Below are 15,928 nucleotides of genomic sequence, written 5' to 3'. Positions count from 1 at the left end.
GCAGATTCGATACATGGCGTCAAACGCACGAATAAACTGCAAATGCTGCACCTTCCGCCCAATGTGACGCAGGCCTACGCTGGGGGCATTGTTCATGCCTGCCCGGAGTCCATCATGCTGCCCACCTCCCCTCGCCCCGCTACGGGCCGCGCCGCACTGGCTGCGCTGGCGCTGGCGGTGCTGCCTGCCTCGCTGGGCACCAGCATTGCCAATATCGGCCTGCCGGCGCTGGCGACTGCCTTCCATGCCGATTTCCAGTCGGTGCAGTGGGTGGTGCTGGCCTATTTGCTGGCCATGACCTTGGCGGTGGTCAGCGCCGGCCGGCTGGGCGATCTGCTGGGCCGGCGCCGGCTGCTGCTGGCCGGCTGCGGCGTGTTCGGCCTGGCCTCGCTGCTGTGCGGCGCCGCGCCGCAATTGCCCTGGCTGTTGGCCGCCCGCGCGCTGCAGGGGCTGGGCGCGGCGGTAATGCTCACCTTGAGCATGGCCATGGTGGGCGAGGCCGTGCCCAAGGCGCGCACCGGCAGCGCCATGGGGCTGCTGGCCACCATGTCGGCCATCGGCACCGCGCTGGGGCCGGCGCTGGGCGGCGTGCTGCTGGCCGCGCTGGGCTGGCGCGCGCTGTTCTGGGTGAACGTGCCACTGGCCGCACTGGCCGCGCTGCTGGCCTGGCGCACCCTGCCGGCCGACGCCACACGCAGCCCCACCCGGCTGGGCTGGCCCGGCACCCTGCTGCTGGCCGCCACCCTCGCCGCCTATGCGCTGGCCATGACCTTGGGCCACGGCCGGCTGGATGCGCGCAACGGCGCGCTGCTGCTGGCTGCCGCGCTGGGCGGGCTGCTGCTGTGGCAAGTCGAGCGCCGCACCAGCGCCCCGCTGCTGCCGCTGGCCACGCTGCGCCAGCCACCGCTGCGCGCTGCGCTGCTGCTCAGCGCGCTGGTGATGACGGTGATGATGGCCACGCTGGTGGTCGGCCCCTTCTATCTGGCCGGCGCGCTGGGCCTGCCGCCAGCGCAGGTCGGCGCGGTAATGGCCGCCGGCCCGCTGCTGTCGGTACTCACCGGCCTGCTGGCCGGCAAGGTGGTCGACCGGCTGGGCAGCGCCGTGGTGATGCGCAGCGGCCTGCTGCTGATGCTGGCCGGCACACTGCTGCTGGCGCTGCAAGCAGCCACCTGGGGCGTGGCCGGCTATCTGGCCGCCATTGTCGTGCTCACCCCCGGCTATCAAGCCTTCCAGGCCGCCAACAACACCGCTGTAATGGCCGACGCCGCCGCCAGCCAGCGCGGTGTGCTGTCCGGCCTGCTCAACCTCGCCCGCAACCTCGGCCTGATCACCGGCGCCGCCTGCATGGGCGCGCTGTTCGCCCACACTACCGGCAGCCCCAACCCGGTTACCGCCCCCGCCGCCAGCATCGCGGCCGGCCTGCACGGCACCTTTGCGGTTGGCAGTGGTTTGTTGCTGATTGCGCTGCTGGTGGCGCAGGGGGGATGGCGGCGGGCCGCAACACCGGCGCAGGCGCCGGCTGCATGAGAAAGGCCCGCCAGCGGCGGGCCTTGCAGCGACCGGCAGCAAACGCTGCCACACCGCATCGAGCCGCTAATAAAACCCGGTGTAACGGTGCTGGCAAGGCGCGCGAAACGCAGACAGTACAATTCGTACGGCCAGTGAGCACAACGCCGCCAGCAGGGTTTTGGTTAGCGGCGCTTAGTTGGTATTGCGCACATTCTTCACCGACAAGCTCAGCACGCCGGCATCGCCCGCATCTTCATCGGTATTGGTGATGGTCAGCGTGGCGCCCGAGGTCTGGTTGACGCCAGTCTGGAAGCTCAGGCTGCCCTGGCCGTCCAGATCGTGCGTGTCCTCGCTGGTGCCCTCGAACAGCAAGCCCTGCACCTGGGTATCGATGGTGTTGTTCACCAGCAAACGCACGGTGATGGTGTACTCGACGCGCACCTCGCCACCCCAGTGATAAGTGCGCGTGGTGCTGTTGATCACCTTGTCCGGCCCCAGCTCCAGCTCGAAGTATTCCGGGCCCGGGTCCTTGATTTCGTCCGAGCCAAAGGTCTCTTCGTCACGCCCCCAAAAGTCGATGAACACCTGGGCAATGCGGAAGCGGTCTGCCGGCGGCTGCAGGTGCAGGTCCACCGCCAGCTCTGCCGTCTGCAGATTGATGCCCGATTGCACGGCGTAGAGCATGCCATCGATCTGCTTGCTGGCGCTGAGCTGATAGTGGCCCAGCGGCACATCCTTGAGCGTGTAGCTGCCATCGTTGCCGGTGAATACCGTCTTGCCCTCGTACACCTGCACCTGCACTGCGGCGGCCGGGCCATTCGGGCCGAATACCTTGCCGTGGATATTGCCGCGCTTGAGCACCTTCTTCCAGCGGCTGACGGTAAAGCTCTCCACGCGCGGTTCGCGGTACAGCGCCGGTTCGGCATAGCCATACAGCCCGCCCTTGGCCGGGCTGTCCCACCACAGCATGTTGTCGGGCGATACGGCATTGGCCGCCACCACGTTCTTCCATGCGTCGCTGTCCTTGCCGTCGGCATTGTCGTTGGCAAAGCAGTTGAGGAACTGGTTGGCCAGATCGTCAGCGCTGTCGGTCAGCAGGTTGCCGAACCAGCCGGCCTTCTCGTACGCCTGGTTGTAGATGTTGTCGTACAGCCATTGCGCGGCATCGCTGCGTTCCTGCGCGGTATACAGATACAGGCCGTCCTTGGTGGTGGGCTGCACGTCGGCGCCGCTGCTAACGTCGGCCGGCTCCAGATCGGTCGGCGTCACCAGTGCTTGCGAGGTTTCCAGATGTGCCGAGCGGCCCTTGGCATGCAACCAGATATACGACGAGCACACCGACGGTCGTGTACCGGCCGCCCAGCCGGCTGCCGGGCCTTCCGCTGCGCCCTGGCCCAGGGTCGGGTCGGTGTAGCAGAACCAGCGATAGTGGAACTTGGGCTTCACGCCCGGGCGGCCGGCATCGGCCTTGGCATCACCGGCAATGGCGTGCAGCGCGGTGCGCACGGCCGGGGTTTCCTGGCTGGGATCGGGCTTGAGCACCAGCGGCGGAATCATGGTGAACTGGTCGTTGTGCGTCACCCCTACCGCATGCGGGCCAAACGACGAGATCGAGTAAGTAGCGGCGAATTCCGGGTCAGGAAACGGTTCGCCCTCGATGGATGCCTGCACCGTCTGCGTCACCGCGCCTGGCCACACATACTTGAGCACGTGCGGGTCAAAGCCGTCCGACCCCGGCGAAATCCCGATCAGATGATCCATCAGCCGTTGCTGGCTGCCGGTGCTGTGGGTGATCTCATCGTAGTTGCGCGTCATGATGCCCGAGTGGCTATACCACTGCGCCGGCTTCACGTTGAGCATCAGCCCGCCGATGATGCCGTCGCCGCCCGGCGACAGGATGCAATCGCCCTTGCGTGCGTTCATCCAGCGCGCCGGCATCAGCACGTCTTCCTGCTCATCGGTCAGCTGGCATACCAGCTGCAGTTGATCCGCCTGCGCCAGTTGCTGCTCGGTCAGGTTGTCCGCTTCGCACACCTGCCCTTCGCCAACAAAACCCGGCAGCGGCGGCCCCTTGAGCGTGTGCAGCGTGCCACCGTTGAAATCCAGCGGCTGCAGCTGCAGGCCGCTGGCAGATACATGCAGCGTGTTGCTGGCAAGATTCAGCGCATTGGTGTTGGCAGCGATATTCGAGACGGTGGCGCTGCGCGCCACCACGGCGGCACGCTCGGGGCGCACGGCCAGGCGCTGGCTGTCGGCCGGTGCGTACACGGCCGACAGCACTTGATCGGCACGGACGCGGGCGGCGGCACGGCCTTGCAGATTGCGCGTAGCCCCCAGCGCAACCGCGATGGTGCCGGTGTTCTGGTCCAGCGTGACATCGCCCTTGTGGATCACATTGATGCCCGGGGCTGTCAGCGTTGCAAGCTGGTCTTCTACCAGCTGCCAGGGCCAGACATGGGTCTCGTTGGCGGGCACATTGGGCTTGGGCGGTGCTTCGGGCTTCTTGCTCCATTGCGCCACCGGCACGTCGAACACCGCGCTGCAGCGCACCGGTGTGCTGCCCGTCGTGCCGGCATACAGCACGGTGAAGCCGGTAATGTCGTAGCGTAGCTGGCCGTTCTGCGGCGTGCCGGTCACAAACGGCACGTTGACGTTGATCAGCGTGGAAGCACGCGCACCCACGGTGATTTTCTGACCGAGTGCAACAAACGGATTGGGCAGATTGATGGCATCGCCATCTTCGCTGATCGCAGTGATCGATACCCGATCAAGCACCAGCGGCTGGTCTTCGACGTTGTGCACGGTAAAGCTGGCGCTGAGCTGGTTGTAGCGCTTGTAGGCAAACAGGTCGGCATTCACATGCGGCACCACGCTGCCGGCGCGCTTGCAGATGGCATAAGCCGAATGCAGATTGAGCGTGCGGCGCACCGTCACCCCGCTATGCCTGGCAGTGCAGGTAATGTGGAACTGGCTCTGGCCGCGTGCATGATCGATGGCATCGAAATAATCATGCTGCACCACCGGCGTGCGGGTAGTGGCCTTGGTGCCGTCACCGAAATCCCACTCGAACGCCATCGGCGTCGTGCTGGCAGCGGCAAAGAAGCGGCTCATGTCCACCTGCGACAGATCGTAAACCGCGCTGACGGCCTGGCGCGCCGGTTTGCGCCGCTGCGGCGGCACGATGCCGATATTGCCTGCCGCGGCACGGGTCGCCAGCGGGCCGCTGCTTAGCGCGGCAACGCGGGCCAGATTGCTGCGCGACACCAGCGACGCCACGCTGCGCTCCTGCAGCGTATTCACCAGCCGCTGGCTCTCGCTGCGCAGCAAGGTCTGCGGGTTGGCTGCCATCGCCTGGGCCAGCGCACCACGCTGAATCAACTGCCCCACCGCACCGTGCGGATCAAATGCCACTGCCGGCAATGCGGATGCCTTGGGCGGCGTGCCCAGGGTCGGCGTAGCACGCGGATCCACCAGCGCGCCCAGAGTCAGCGTCGCCACATAAGCATCGCTGGCCGACTGCGTCACGCCGAGCATCGCCACATCCTTGCGATTGCGTCCGGCGACAAATTGCAGTGGATCGCCTGCCACCGGCAGATCCACGGTCTGGCGCTCTGCCTCGCCACTGCTGCTGCGCACCTGCACGCTCAAACGGCGTTTGCCGGGGCTGGCAAACTGCAGGAAATGCACTGCCCCTGCTACGCCATTGATGGTGACTTCGAATTTGGTGCCATCGTAGCTTTGATCATGCACATCGAAGACTTCTACGCGTACCGATTCACCCGGGCGCACCGACTGCGGTTCGAGCGCGATCCGCCCGATCAACTTGGCCATTTTGATTCTCCTCAAGATATGTTCACCACGCCGGCCAACGCCTTTGCCACCCCATGGCGACATGGCTGCGACGATGGCGCAGAAACTGACAAACCGGATACACGACCAAGCCCCAAGCCGTTCAGCCAGCCCGCAAGCTGCCTATCGAAAAATGGCCATCAGCACCTGGCATCACATGGCCAGCAGCATCTCTCACATGCAAATCGAAGCAGTTGCTGCACGATGTGTGCTGCCAACGCATGGCCGTGCCAAATACGATAGCCCACGCACCATGCACGGCACCACAAAAACTTTCTTATAATTTAAGTTAAAACAATGTTAATTTTTATATTAATTACTTAAATTGTAATTGTTTTTAAAAACAAATGCGCACGCCATGCCGCTGGCATTCACACCACCCATTCCGGCCAGACAGCAAAAGCCCTCCGTGCGCCGGCCAGCCACGGGCAAGGGGGGCGTGCTTGCAGCGCAAGCCGACAAACGGCGGGAATGAAATGCCTGAAGATGCAGGGGCGGGTGCGGGTGCGGGTGCGGGTGCGGGTGCGGGTGCGGGTGCGGGGAATTGGATTGCCTGCAGACAATGCCGACAATTTACTCAGGCACTGGGCGCGGTGACAGGCATGCTGCGTAGTAGCAGCGCTGAATCTTTGCTACCAAGCGCCTGAGCGCGCCGGTAGTCCCTCACTCAGCGGCGCGGCGGCGCCTCGCGGGCATTGCGCGGCAAGAAGGCACGCACCAGATTGATGGGTGCCAGATGCACATCCGGCACCGGGCACAGGCCATTGATGACCGGCTGGTTGAAATGAATGTCACGCGGGTCGTCCAGCGGCAACACCCAGCGCCCGCCATGGCAAATACAGGTAATCTCGCCCAGATAGCGGCCCAGATACACACTCAATGCCCCGATGGCCTCCCGACCGTGCTGCGCCAGCAATTGCAGCGCCAGCTGCTCCAGCTGCGGCAGGCCATCCATGCTGCGCGTCAGCGTGATGCCCAGCACCTCCGCCTCGTCTTCCAGTGCCTCAAGCTGGTCATCCATGATGCACAGGAAATCATCGAACGTCGCCAAGGCGGCGGCGTGGTCCAGCTGCAGTCGGGTTTGGGTCATGCTTTGCCTCGTGGTCATGGGGGATAACGCTGCACGCCGCAGCGGCCACGTCAGGCCGCTGCCGCCGTGCTGCGCCGCCGGGCCAGCGCGCCACCGAGCGGAAAGCCCGTCGCACTGAGCAAGCCAGCCAGCATGAAGGGCTGGCGAAACATGATGGCAATATACGCCGCCAGCAACCAGACGGCAGCCACGGCCAGGTGCAGCAGTAGCCCGTTCGCCTTCGCATCGGGCGCCGCCTGATAGCCGCCGATGGTGCAACCGGGCAAGCCGGCCAGCGCAAACAGGCTGCAGAACAACAGCTCGCTGCGTTGATTGGTCACCACCACTGCCACGCCCACCAGCGCGAGGAACAGCGCGCCCGTCATGCTGCCGCCAATCAGCAGGCCGCGCAGCCAGCCCGGCAACGGCACAGGCGGTGCCACCGGCGCAGCCGCCGCCACTTGCAAGACCACCAACGGCACCCCGGGTGGGGCATTGTTCAAGCTGGCCGGCGAGTCCTGCACGGCTGATGCAGCCTGCTCGTGCCCGGCTTGATCTGGCGCCGCATCGTCGGCAGAAGGTTGGGCCGGCTGGGTCGAGGGCAGCATGGCGCCAATGACCGTGGCCAACAACAGCACCAGCCCACCCAGCACGGCATAGAACACCATGCCGGCGAATGCCCAAGGGTTGGCTTGCAAGCCCCACAAGATGCCGAAGAACGCCAGCAGCGCCCAGATGCCCCAGGCGCTTAACCATGATGAAGCGGGTGAACTCATGAATCGCCTTGCTTGAACAAGCACCGCCGGCACAGCCCGGCGCAACGGTATGGATATGAGGGGCGCAACGCCGGCAGCATCGCAGGCAGTGAGTAGCGGCAGCAGCGAATGTCTGCCGACGCCCACATCACCCGCTACGCCACCACCTCGCCCGCCTCAGCCAGCTGCGCGCGCAGGCTGGGATCGAGGAAGAGGCGCGCGTTCGGCCAGTCGCCCTCGCCCACTTCGGCGTAATAGCGGTCGCACACGTCGAAGAAATGGCGCATGGCATCGTCCCACAGTGCCTGCATCGCAGCGTCGGGCACCGTGGCCGGGTCTTGTGGCTGCCAGCCAGCCGAGGTGATGGCGTAGGCGGCCCAGCGGGCGTCGTACAGCAGATTGGGCATGCTGGCCGAGAACACCGCGTAATCCTCGCCCGGCAGGTCCTTGTAGGCGCTGATGCGCTGCAGCACCGCCAGCGATGGCACCTGCAACATCGCCTCCAGACTGCGCAACTCCAGCAGATAGAGATAGAACAGCCGCTGTGCCGTGGCATCGTACTGCACCACCAGCGCGTTGCCCTTGTTGTGGTAATAACCGTCGGGCGAGATCACGTCATCGGGATAACTGCGCTGGTTGGCGGCGATATAGCGCACATCGTCGATCAACGCGGCGCCGTGCTCGGCGCGAAAACGGTCAAACGCCTGCGGCGACAGCCGCACGTGGGCAAAGATACCAACGGGTTCCATAGCACTCCATCATCAAGGGAAGATGGCCGGGCAGGCGCCGGGCCACAGCTCAGCGGCGCGGCGGCGCCTCGCGGGCATTGCGCGGCGGTGGTATGTATTGCGGCGGGGCCTCGCGCGCGGCGCGGCGCTCTACCTGCTGGATGATGACCAGCAGCATGCCGACAGCAGCCAGCGCCCCCGCCCCCAGCGCCGACAGGTAAATCACCAGCGGCAAGGCATACGGGGTATAGCCATACACGCTGCCCAGCAAGGCCAGCACGATCAATGCGCCAAACACGGCACAGACCACCCAATAGAGCTTGTACACACGCTTCATGCCACTGCCCGCACCTGAAATGGCCACATGAATGCAGCCGGCCACAAAATATTCTTTCACAGCATGCAACATTAATATTACAAATCAGCAAGGAAAATCACAACAGAAAATCAGCGAGGCTGCAAAAACAGGCAGCATGCCGAAAGATGTGGCGCATCCCGGCCTGCCGGTGCCAGCACTCAAGCCGGTGCGACGCAGCCAGGCATGCGCCAGCCCCGCCACTGCGCGGCACCACACCACAGGAAGCCATCATGAAGCTCACCCCACCCGGCAGCCTGCTTGCCGCGCTCTTGCTGCTGCCCGCGCTGGCCCACGCCGCCAGCGCCAGCGCCGAGCGCGACTACGGCATGCCGCTGACCGACCGCTACAGCCAGACCGAGCTGCTGAAGAACTACGCGCTGGCACATTGCATCGGCCGGATCACCACCGACCCGCACCTGCAGGCAGAAGCCGGCCACGCCATGTGGGCCTTTCTGGACTATGGCAACCAGGGGCTGGAGGCCTACGCCCGCCTGCGCCGCGAAACCGCCCGCGCACTCAGCGTCCAGGCCAGTGGCTCCATCCCGGGCGATTTCACCGTCAACCAGTGCATCGACTACTACCACAGCAAGGCGCTGGCCCGGCTGGTGCACCGGCTGGTCTACCCGCCGCGCCGGCTCCGGCGCTAAGCGCCTGCCATGCATTTAAACGCTTGATTTTCAAAGCCCTGCCGCCTGCCACTGACGAGCGCAGCGAGGCCCCCTCGCGGCGGCGAGGGCGGGGGGATGAAATCAATCAGAAAGCGCCGTGGTTTCACCCTCACAAACCCGTGCGCGCCCGGCTGTGCCGGGTGCAGGATGCCGGCTCACCCGCAGATGACGGTAGCGGGTACATAACAGGCGATGATGGCATCATCACGGCAACAGACCGGGAGACCGCATTGAACATCGCGCAACACATCCAGCTGCGCTGGCAACGCAGCAGCTACTGGCAGCGCTGCTTGATCGCCCCCGCCTTGCTGGCGTTACTGCTGGGTGCGAGCTGGTGCGCCGACTGGCTGGGCAACCCCAACAAACCGTGGCTGGATGAGCCCGGCGAAGGCCCGGTCGCTACGCAAGCGCTGCACGTGCTGGCAGGCGTGCCGCAGGCGTTGGCGCAATACCGCCAGCAACACGGCCGCTACCCCGCTACGCTGGCGCAACTGGTGCCGGGCAGTCTGGCCCGCCTGCCGCAGATGCCAGCCGGCGTCGGGCTCCGTTATACGTCCGCCGCCGATGGCCAGCAATTCAACCTGGCCTTCGACTATAGCGGCCCGGGCTTGAATGACTGCAGCTACACCCTGCACAGCAGCTGGCAATGCAGCCGCGACTGGTAGCCGGCAACAAAAAACCCCGGCACCTTGCGGTTGCCGGGGTTGTGCTGCTGCGTGGCCGTGCTTACGGGGTCACGCTCAGGTTCAGGCTGTATGCACCGGTCTTGCCGGTGGAATAGCTGGTCACCTGGATGCTGTAGCTGCCCGCTGCGCCGGCCGGCAGCGTAAAGGTGCCGCTGTTGGCCGGAATGCGCGAGTTGGTGCTGCCGCCGCTGTCATCGTTGAAGGTGAGCTGCTTGCCGCTCGGGTCGAGCAGGAACACATAGGTGTCAAACGCCGATGAATTGAGCGTGATCGTCACCTTGTTGCCCGGCGTGGCGTTAAAGCTGTAGCGGTCGGTGTAATAACCGCTGCCGCGCAGGCCATAGCTGCAGGCGTTGGCCAGCAGATTGCCATTCACCGGCACGCCGCTGTTGATCGGCTGCGCAGCAGGCGTGGTGCAGCCGCTGCCGCTGGCCGCCTGGTTGACGTTGAAGGTCGACGCCACGCCCGGCCCCTGCACGCTGCCGCTGCCGCTGCGTGTGCTGGTGGTGGTGTTGGCCGGCACGCTGAAGGTGAAGCTGCCATTGCCGGTGCCGCTGCTGGCCGAGGTGATGGCGGCCCAGCTCGGCACGCTGGCTGTCCAGGTGCAGGTGGCTGCCGCGCTCACGCTGATGGTGGTACTGCCACCGGCCGCAGCCAGGCTGACATTGGTCGGGCTGAGTACCGGGGCAGTCGGGCAACTGGCCGGTGCGCTCTGGGTGAGGGTGTAGCTGTTGCTGACACCCTGTGCAACCACGGCGATGCCGCCAGTGCGTGCCGCGCCGGTATTGACCGCCACGTTGTAGTTCACCGCCGCACTGCCAGTGCCGCTCGCGCTGCTGAGCGTGAACCACGCCGGCATGCCGGTCAGCGTCCACGGGCAGGCCGCGCTGGCGTTCACGTTCAGCGTGCCGCTGCTGGCCGTTGCAGCGTAAGAGAACGTGCCCGACAGCGTGGGCTGGCTGGTGCAGGAGGTCGAGGCCGCCTGCGTCACCGTCACCAGGTTGTTGCCCACATAGAAAGTGGCGCTGCGCGGGGTCAGCGAGTTGTTGCCGCTGGTGGTGGCAAAGCCGACTGCCGCATAGCCGCTGGGCGGCACCTGCTGCGGGTTGGGCGCGCCGGCTTGCAGCCAGCCAGGCCAGGTGCCCGCCACTTCAAAGTGGCAACCGGCGGCGCCGCTCAACGTCAGGCTGGCGCTGCCGCCATCGCTGGGCAGATTGATCACGCCGGGGATGGCTTCCAGGCTTTGCGTCTGGCAGGCCGGTTCGAACAGCTCGGCATAGTTCGACGCCGCATTCTGCTCGGTGCCACCGGCCAGCAGCAGGGTGCCGTCATTCAGCACCGTCGCCGTGCCTTCGCGCGATTTCAGGCGCTTGGGGCCGGCCACGCTCCAGTTGCCCGCCTGCGCGTTGTAACGTATCAGGCCGTTATAAAACGTGCCGGACAACAGCACATCGCCGCCGGGCAGCCCCACCGCATAATCCACCGGGCTGATTGCCGCCGGCATGGCCGGCGCAGCCGAGAAGGTGCCGGTGGCCGGGTCATAGATTTCCGCACTGGCCAGCGACGACTGGTTGCGCCCGCCCGCCACCAGCACGCGGCCATCGGCCAGCAGCACCGGTTTGACCTCCTGCCGCGCCTCGATCAGGTTGCCGGTGGCCGTCCACTGATTGGTGACCGGGCTCCACACCTCGGCCTTGTTCAGATAGCCATACACGCCGCCACCGGTATCGCCATAGCCACCCAGCTTCAGCACCCGGCCATCGGCCAGCACCACCAGGCCATGCCAGCCCGACAGCGTCAACATATTGCCGGTCTTGGTAAAAGTGCCGGTCTGCGGGTCATACACCTCGGCAAAGGCCGGCTCGCCAGTGCCATCCTTGGCAATCACGAATACCCGGCCATCCGGCAACAACCGCGCCAGCACGCGCCAGCGCGGCGCATTCATGCTGCCCGTCGCCGTCCACTGGCCGGTGGCCATGTCGAAGATTTCCGCACTGGCCGTGCCCACCAGCGCCGGGTTGTTGGCAATCGAGCCCCCCACCACCAGCACGCGGCCATCGGCCAGGGTCACCGCGCCGTGCTCGGCGCGCGCCTGCAGCATGGGGGTGAATGGCACGAAGATGCCCATGTTCGGGTCATACATATCCACGCTGTTGTACACCGGCGTACCCGGCTGCGCCTCGCCCCCGGTCAGCATCACCCGGCCATCGGCCATCTTGTTCGCCTGACCGAACATGCGCGGCACGCTCATCGTGCCCGTGCTCACCGCCGCCTGCGCGCCACTCGCCGCCAGCAGGCCAGCCAGCAACATGCCTGCCACACCAGCGCGTGCAGACAATTGAAAACAGTTTTGCATGTAAATGCCTCCAAAATGAGGAAAAATGCAATTAAAAATCAGCAATCTGCTAGCAACCGTATGGCAGTGCGTCAGTATACCGGTGTAAAAATGTCAAAAGCATGCTGTAACGCTTTACCGTGATGTACAGAGAACACACTCACACCCCAACCGCTGAGCGGACGCAGCCGCCTTGGCGCGCCAAACAACACCCCGCCCCACTACCAGTGGCACAAGCACGAACACGAGCGCTAAAGTGCAATACATGCACACCCCGCCCTCACCCTACCCGCTGCGCTATGCCTCGCCCTCTGCCCGGCTGACGCGCTGGCTGGCGTTGCCGCCGCTGGCGCTGCTATGGGCATGGCTCATGTGGTATCTGGCCGACGAAGGCGCCCTGCTGCGCGACCCGCGCGCGCTATTGATCACAGCGCTGCTCGGCGGCGGCATGCTATGGATCGAATCGCTGCTGGGGCAGATCGTGCTGGATGAACACACACTCGACCTGCAGTGCGCCTGGCGCCGCCGTCGCATACGGCGTGACGACTTGCGCGGCTACCGGCTGCAGCAGGACGGCTATGGCGGCACCATGCTGCAACTGCAGTACCGCGCGCACGACTGGGTACGCAACATCCGCTGGCCCTGGCCAGTGGACGACGGCCTGCGCCACTGGCTGGCACCACTGCCCGACCTGACCACCGGCGAGCGCCACCTGCTCGATACCCCGCCGCCGCTGGAGCCATGGGACGAAGCCTGGGCCACCCCGGCCGAGCGCCGCCAGCAACATCGCTGGTTTGCCACCCGCCTGCTGGCCGGCCTGCTATCGCTGACGGGCCTGCTGATGTTCTTCTTGCAGTACCTGCCCCTGCCTGGCCTGCAGCGCGTGCTGGCCCTGGTGGCGTTGCCCTTGCTGCCGCTGGTACTGCTGTTGCGCTGGCGCGGCGCAAACGACTTCCGCATCGGCACCGACCAGCGCGGTGGCGACTGGATTTACCATGACCTCAGCCTGCCGCTGTGGGTCACCGCCATGGCTGCAGCCCGCCCAAAGCTGCAACATGCCAACAGCCAAGCCCTGCTCGCCTGCTGGCCTAGCGCCCTGCTGCTGACTGCCCTGGCCGGGCTGGCGCTGTACGCCATCGCCCCCGAAACCCGTCGCGTCAATGGGCACAGCCTGCTTTGCCACGCCACCCTCGCCTTCTACGCCTGCGCGCTGGCGCTGCAGTTCCCCATCCCGGCGGCCGGCTGATGCAGCGCCGGCCCATCCACCTGCTGTTCTGCCTGTCTGATTGCTGCGCCTGGCTGCTGGTCGGGGTTGGCGTAATCGGCGCATTCGACTTTGCGCTGGTGCCGCCCGAGATCCTGTTCAGGAATTCACCACCGTCCGCCATCGTCAACCCGGCCTGCTACTGCACCAGCTTGCTGCTGGGGGCCAAGGGTGCCTTCATGCTGAGCGAACGCAAACCACTCGGCCTGCTGTTGCTGCAAGCCATTGGCCTACTCTACGCTTGGCAGGGCCAATACGCCATTGCCGCCCTCTGGCTGGGCAGCACCCTGCTGCTGTTCGGCCTGCCGCTGCTGCTGGTGTGGCAGGAAGTGCGCCGCCAGGCTGCCGCGCTGGTCGAGTAACCCAACCGGAAGCACCTCGGCGAAGACATTTGCGCAACACCCCCTCGCCTGACCAAATTCAGCACTGCGTAAGCCAGCCAGCGCGTATACCATGGGCACAACGCCAACGCGCCAGGATTGCCATGCCCATCCACGTCACCGCCGTCGAAACCCTGCAAGTGGGCGAACCCACCGTGGTGGAAGCCCCCGCCCCGGCCGGCCCCTATTCCGCCGTGTTTGAAGACGATGCCGAAACCGGTTACTTCTACGCCCTCGACACCAGCCGCAACGACGGCCCGATCGAAGACGCGCTGCACATCTACAACGTCGCCAACGTCAGCGACCGCAACCTGCCGTCTGAAGTGAAAATCGGCTGGTCCACCTGTCACAGCAAGGCCGTGCTGCTCATCAACGGCTACCCGCACGCCGTGTTCGACTTTGCCGCCCAGCGCGGCTACTGCCGCAGCGGCTTCCCCCCGCCCGACGCCGACAGCCCGTGGGGCCGCCACCCGCACGACTGGGACGAAGCCGCTACCGACCTGTTTGCGTGAACAAAAGCCCGGGGCAGGTTTTGACTGAAAACGATGCACGCTGGATCGTAGCCGGATTGAGTGGCTACATGAGCGCAATGGCCGCTATTGATGGCGCAGCATGGGGAGCCGTTCTGGCCTCGGCCTTCCTCGACCAGCTGGATGAGCAAGACATATTGGCAAGCCTGCGGGCACGCGATGAGGAAGGCTATTTTCTGTATGAACGATGCAGCCCGATGGAGGGCCGCTGGAGCAAGACCTTATCCGATGCACTGAATGGGTTTTTCCTGAAAACCCCCTTTGGCGCGACACGGAATCATCACGCATTCGATCTGGCACGCCATAACATGGTGGTGATCATCATGGATAGACTGCGCATGCTGACCGATGAGTTCACCGGCTCAGCACACCGCATCGAGGTTTCAAGCGCCGAAGGCCATCAAGGCTGCTTCTTCGCCATCAAGACGGAACAAGGCCACGTGGTTTTACAGGTGATGAGAAGGGACAAGCCCAAATAACAGGAATGGGCATCAAATTAGGGGCAAATCTTGTTTTTTGCATCTTCCTCTCCACTAGATGCTTGCAAAATACAAGGTCCGCCCTTGGACTCCCGATTAGCAGTACCTGCCATTTAACGTCTGCAACAACCGGCAAGAGAAAACAACCATGAGCAACCCGGATTTTGGCTTTGCAACAGGCACGCTGATTCGCACCAAAGAAGGCCTTAAACCCATCGAGACCGTCACTGTCGGCGACTGGGTGCTGTCCTTCCCCGACAACCAGACCCCGCCCGGCCACAAACGGGAAGAAAGCGAATACACCTTCGCCAGGGTGGCCGAAGTATGCCAGACCCACGACAGGCCCTTTTCCCGGCTGCTGGTCGATCACCTGGCCAGCAACCAACGCGATGAAATCTTCGTCACCGCCAACCAGCCCATCTACCTCGCCGGCACTGGCTGGGTAAAAACCGAACGCTTGCGCGCCACCAGCACACTGGAAAACTACTACTTCGGCAATCTGATGGTAGGGAGAAACTACCCGGAAGCGCAGCGCGGCATCGCCTACAACCTCGCGCTGGAGAGCCTGCACACCTTCTACGTCGGCACGCATGGCGTGTGGGTGCATGCTTGCAGTATTGATTGAGGAAGGAAATCGGGGACAGGTTTCAATACTGTTTGGTTAGGCCAAACATGCGGATCCAAATGATCGTCAGTAGCCGGTTTTTTTGAACCAAACCATCTAAATCAAACAGTATTGGGGCAGGTTTTTTATTTCCGTGCTGCTCGACTTACGCAAAATAAAAGACTTGGCACAACACTGTTTGGTTAGGCCAAAAATGCTGATCAAAAGGCTCATCATCGGCTAACTTCCCATGAAAAAACCATCTAACCAAACAGTATTGAGACCTGACCCTAAAATATCTTACACTCAGGCAGGTCAAGCGACGGAAATCGCCATATGCGGCGCATGATCATTGCTACCCAAAAAGGCGACAGGGGGACTAGCAGGCTGGTGAGAAACTCCCCACTTCCTGCGAATTATGTTCTTCCCCTTATTTTTTTCGGCGCCGGAAGCACGCCAAGGCCAATCTTGCCGGGTATTTCACCCCCTCCCTCTGCAACGGCCAACTGGCAGACGGACTGATCCCTATGCCACCGCTGGCCGCATCAGATTCAGCAACCGTGTCAGGTTGTAGGCCGCAAAGGTGAACAAGGCCTGCCCGGAGAGCTTCTCCAGCCCCTTGTGTCGCGTTTTGCGCAAGCCACCCACCGTCTTGATCCAACCAAACGCCTCTTCGATCATCTTCCGACGGCGCAAACTCAGGGCATACCCCTT

General features: G+C 64.2%; 15 protein-coding genes. 8 read left to right on the top strand and 7 right to left on the bottom strand.

The window, feature by feature from the left end:
• The first annotated feature begins 114 nt into the window (after positions 1-114).
• A complete protein-coding gene (locus B9A19_RS04195; RefSeq protein ID WP_084089561.1) occupies positions 115-1,527 on the top strand; it encodes an MFS transporter in 1,413 nt (470 codons plus the stop codon).
• Positions 1,528-1,701: 174 nt separating this feature from the next.
• Here the strand turns inward: B9A19_RS04195 and B9A19_RS04190 are convergent, their stop codons facing one another.
• From B9A19_RS04190 to B9A19_RS04170, 5 genes are all read right to left on the bottom strand, one after another.
• Positions 1,702-5,340: a carboxypeptidase-like regulatory domain-containing protein gene (locus B9A19_RS04190; protein WP_084089300.1), complete on the bottom strand. Its 3,639-nt coding sequence runs from the start codon at positions 5,338-5,340 to the stop codon at positions 1,702-1,704.
• Positions 5,341-6,025: 685 nt separating this feature from the next.
• Entirely contained in the window at positions 6,026-6,448 is a 423-nt protein-coding gene (locus tag B9A19_RS04185; RefSeq protein ID WP_084089299.1) for a hypothetical protein, read from the bottom strand.
• Between the two features lie 50 nt (positions 6,449-6,498).
• Complete coding sequence (locus tag B9A19_RS04180) at positions 6,499-7,203, bottom strand: hypothetical protein (RefSeq protein ID WP_084089298.1); 705 nt, start codon at positions 7,201-7,203, stop codon at positions 6,499-6,501.
• A gap of 134 nt (positions 7,204-7,337) precedes the next feature.
• Positions 7,338-7,931, bottom strand: coding sequence for a hypothetical protein (locus tag B9A19_RS04175; RefSeq protein ID WP_084089297.1), 594 nt, complete (start codon positions 7,929-7,931; stop codon positions 7,338-7,340).
• Between the two features lie 49 nt (positions 7,932-7,980).
• On the bottom strand, positions 7,981-8,247 hold the full coding sequence (locus B9A19_RS04170) for a hypothetical protein (protein WP_176216761.1): 267 nt from the start codon (positions 8,245-8,247) through the stop codon (positions 7,981-7,983).
• Between the two features lie 251 nt (positions 8,248-8,498).
• On the opposite strand from B9A19_RS04170, the gene B9A19_RS22440 reads away from it, so the two are divergent.
• Both B9A19_RS22440 and B9A19_RS04160 read left to right on the top strand, forming a co-directional pair.
• Positions 8,499-8,915, top strand: a complete 417-nt coding sequence (locus tag B9A19_RS22440) for a T6SS amidase immunity protein Tai4 family protein (RefSeq protein WP_176216760.1) — start codon at positions 8,499-8,501, stop codon at positions 8,913-8,915.
• Between the two features lie 251 nt (positions 8,916-9,166).
• A complete protein-coding gene (locus B9A19_RS04160) occupies positions 9,167-9,601 on the top strand; it encodes a hypothetical protein (protein ID WP_084089294.1) in 435 nt (144 codons plus the stop codon).
• Between the two features lie 61 nt (positions 9,602-9,662).
• Here the strand turns inward: B9A19_RS04160 and B9A19_RS04155 are convergent, their stop codons facing one another.
• On the bottom strand, positions 9,663-11,978 hold the full coding sequence (locus tag B9A19_RS04155) for a BACON domain-containing protein (RefSeq protein WP_084089293.1): 2,316 nt from the start codon (positions 11,976-11,978) through the stop codon (positions 9,663-9,665).
• Between the two features lie 244 nt (positions 11,979-12,222).
• Here B9A19_RS04155 and B9A19_RS04150 point away from each other — a divergent pair, with 244 nt between their 5' ends.
• From B9A19_RS04150 to B9A19_RS04130, 5 genes are all read left to right on the top strand, one after another.
• The gene (locus B9A19_RS04150) at positions 12,223-13,203 is read left to right on the top strand and encodes a hypothetical protein (RefSeq protein ID WP_084089292.1); all 981 of its coding nucleotides are present in this window, start codon (positions 12,223-12,225) and stop codon (positions 13,201-13,203) included.
• Entirely contained in the window at positions 13,203-13,583 is a 381-nt protein-coding gene (locus B9A19_RS04145) for a hypothetical protein (protein WP_084089291.1), read from the top strand. The genes B9A19_RS04150 and B9A19_RS04145 overlap by 1 nt, the downstream gene beginning before the upstream one ends.
• Positions 13,584-13,705: 122 nt before the next feature.
• A complete protein-coding gene (locus B9A19_RS04140) occupies positions 13,706-14,113 on the top strand; it encodes a DUF2251 domain-containing protein (RefSeq protein WP_084089290.1) in 408 nt (135 codons plus the stop codon).
• A 68-nt stretch (positions 14,114-14,181) separates the two neighbouring features.
• Positions 14,182-14,610: a hypothetical protein gene (locus B9A19_RS04135; protein ID WP_084089289.1), complete on the top strand. Its 429-nt coding sequence runs from the start codon at positions 14,182-14,184 to the stop codon at positions 14,608-14,610.
• A 148-nt stretch (positions 14,611-14,758) separates the two neighbouring features.
• Complete coding sequence (locus tag B9A19_RS04130; protein WP_084089288.1) at positions 14,759-15,235, top strand: polymorphic toxin-type HINT domain-containing protein; 477 nt, start codon at positions 14,759-14,761, stop codon at positions 15,233-15,235.
• Positions 15,236-15,739: 504 nt separating this feature from the next.
• On the opposite strand, the gene B9A19_RS22920 is transcribed toward B9A19_RS04130, so the two are convergent.
• Positions 15,740-15,928 (bottom strand): transposase (locus B9A19_RS22920; RefSeq protein WP_139798643.1); only part of this gene is annotated, 189 nt, incomplete at its 5' end.

This window comes from Andreprevotia lacus DSM 23236, assembly GCF_900176275.1.
GTDB lineage: Bacteria > Pseudomonadota > Gammaproteobacteria > Burkholderiales > Chitinibacteraceae > Andreprevotia > Andreprevotia lacus.
This window is presented reverse-complemented; position numbering and strand designations above follow the sequence as displayed.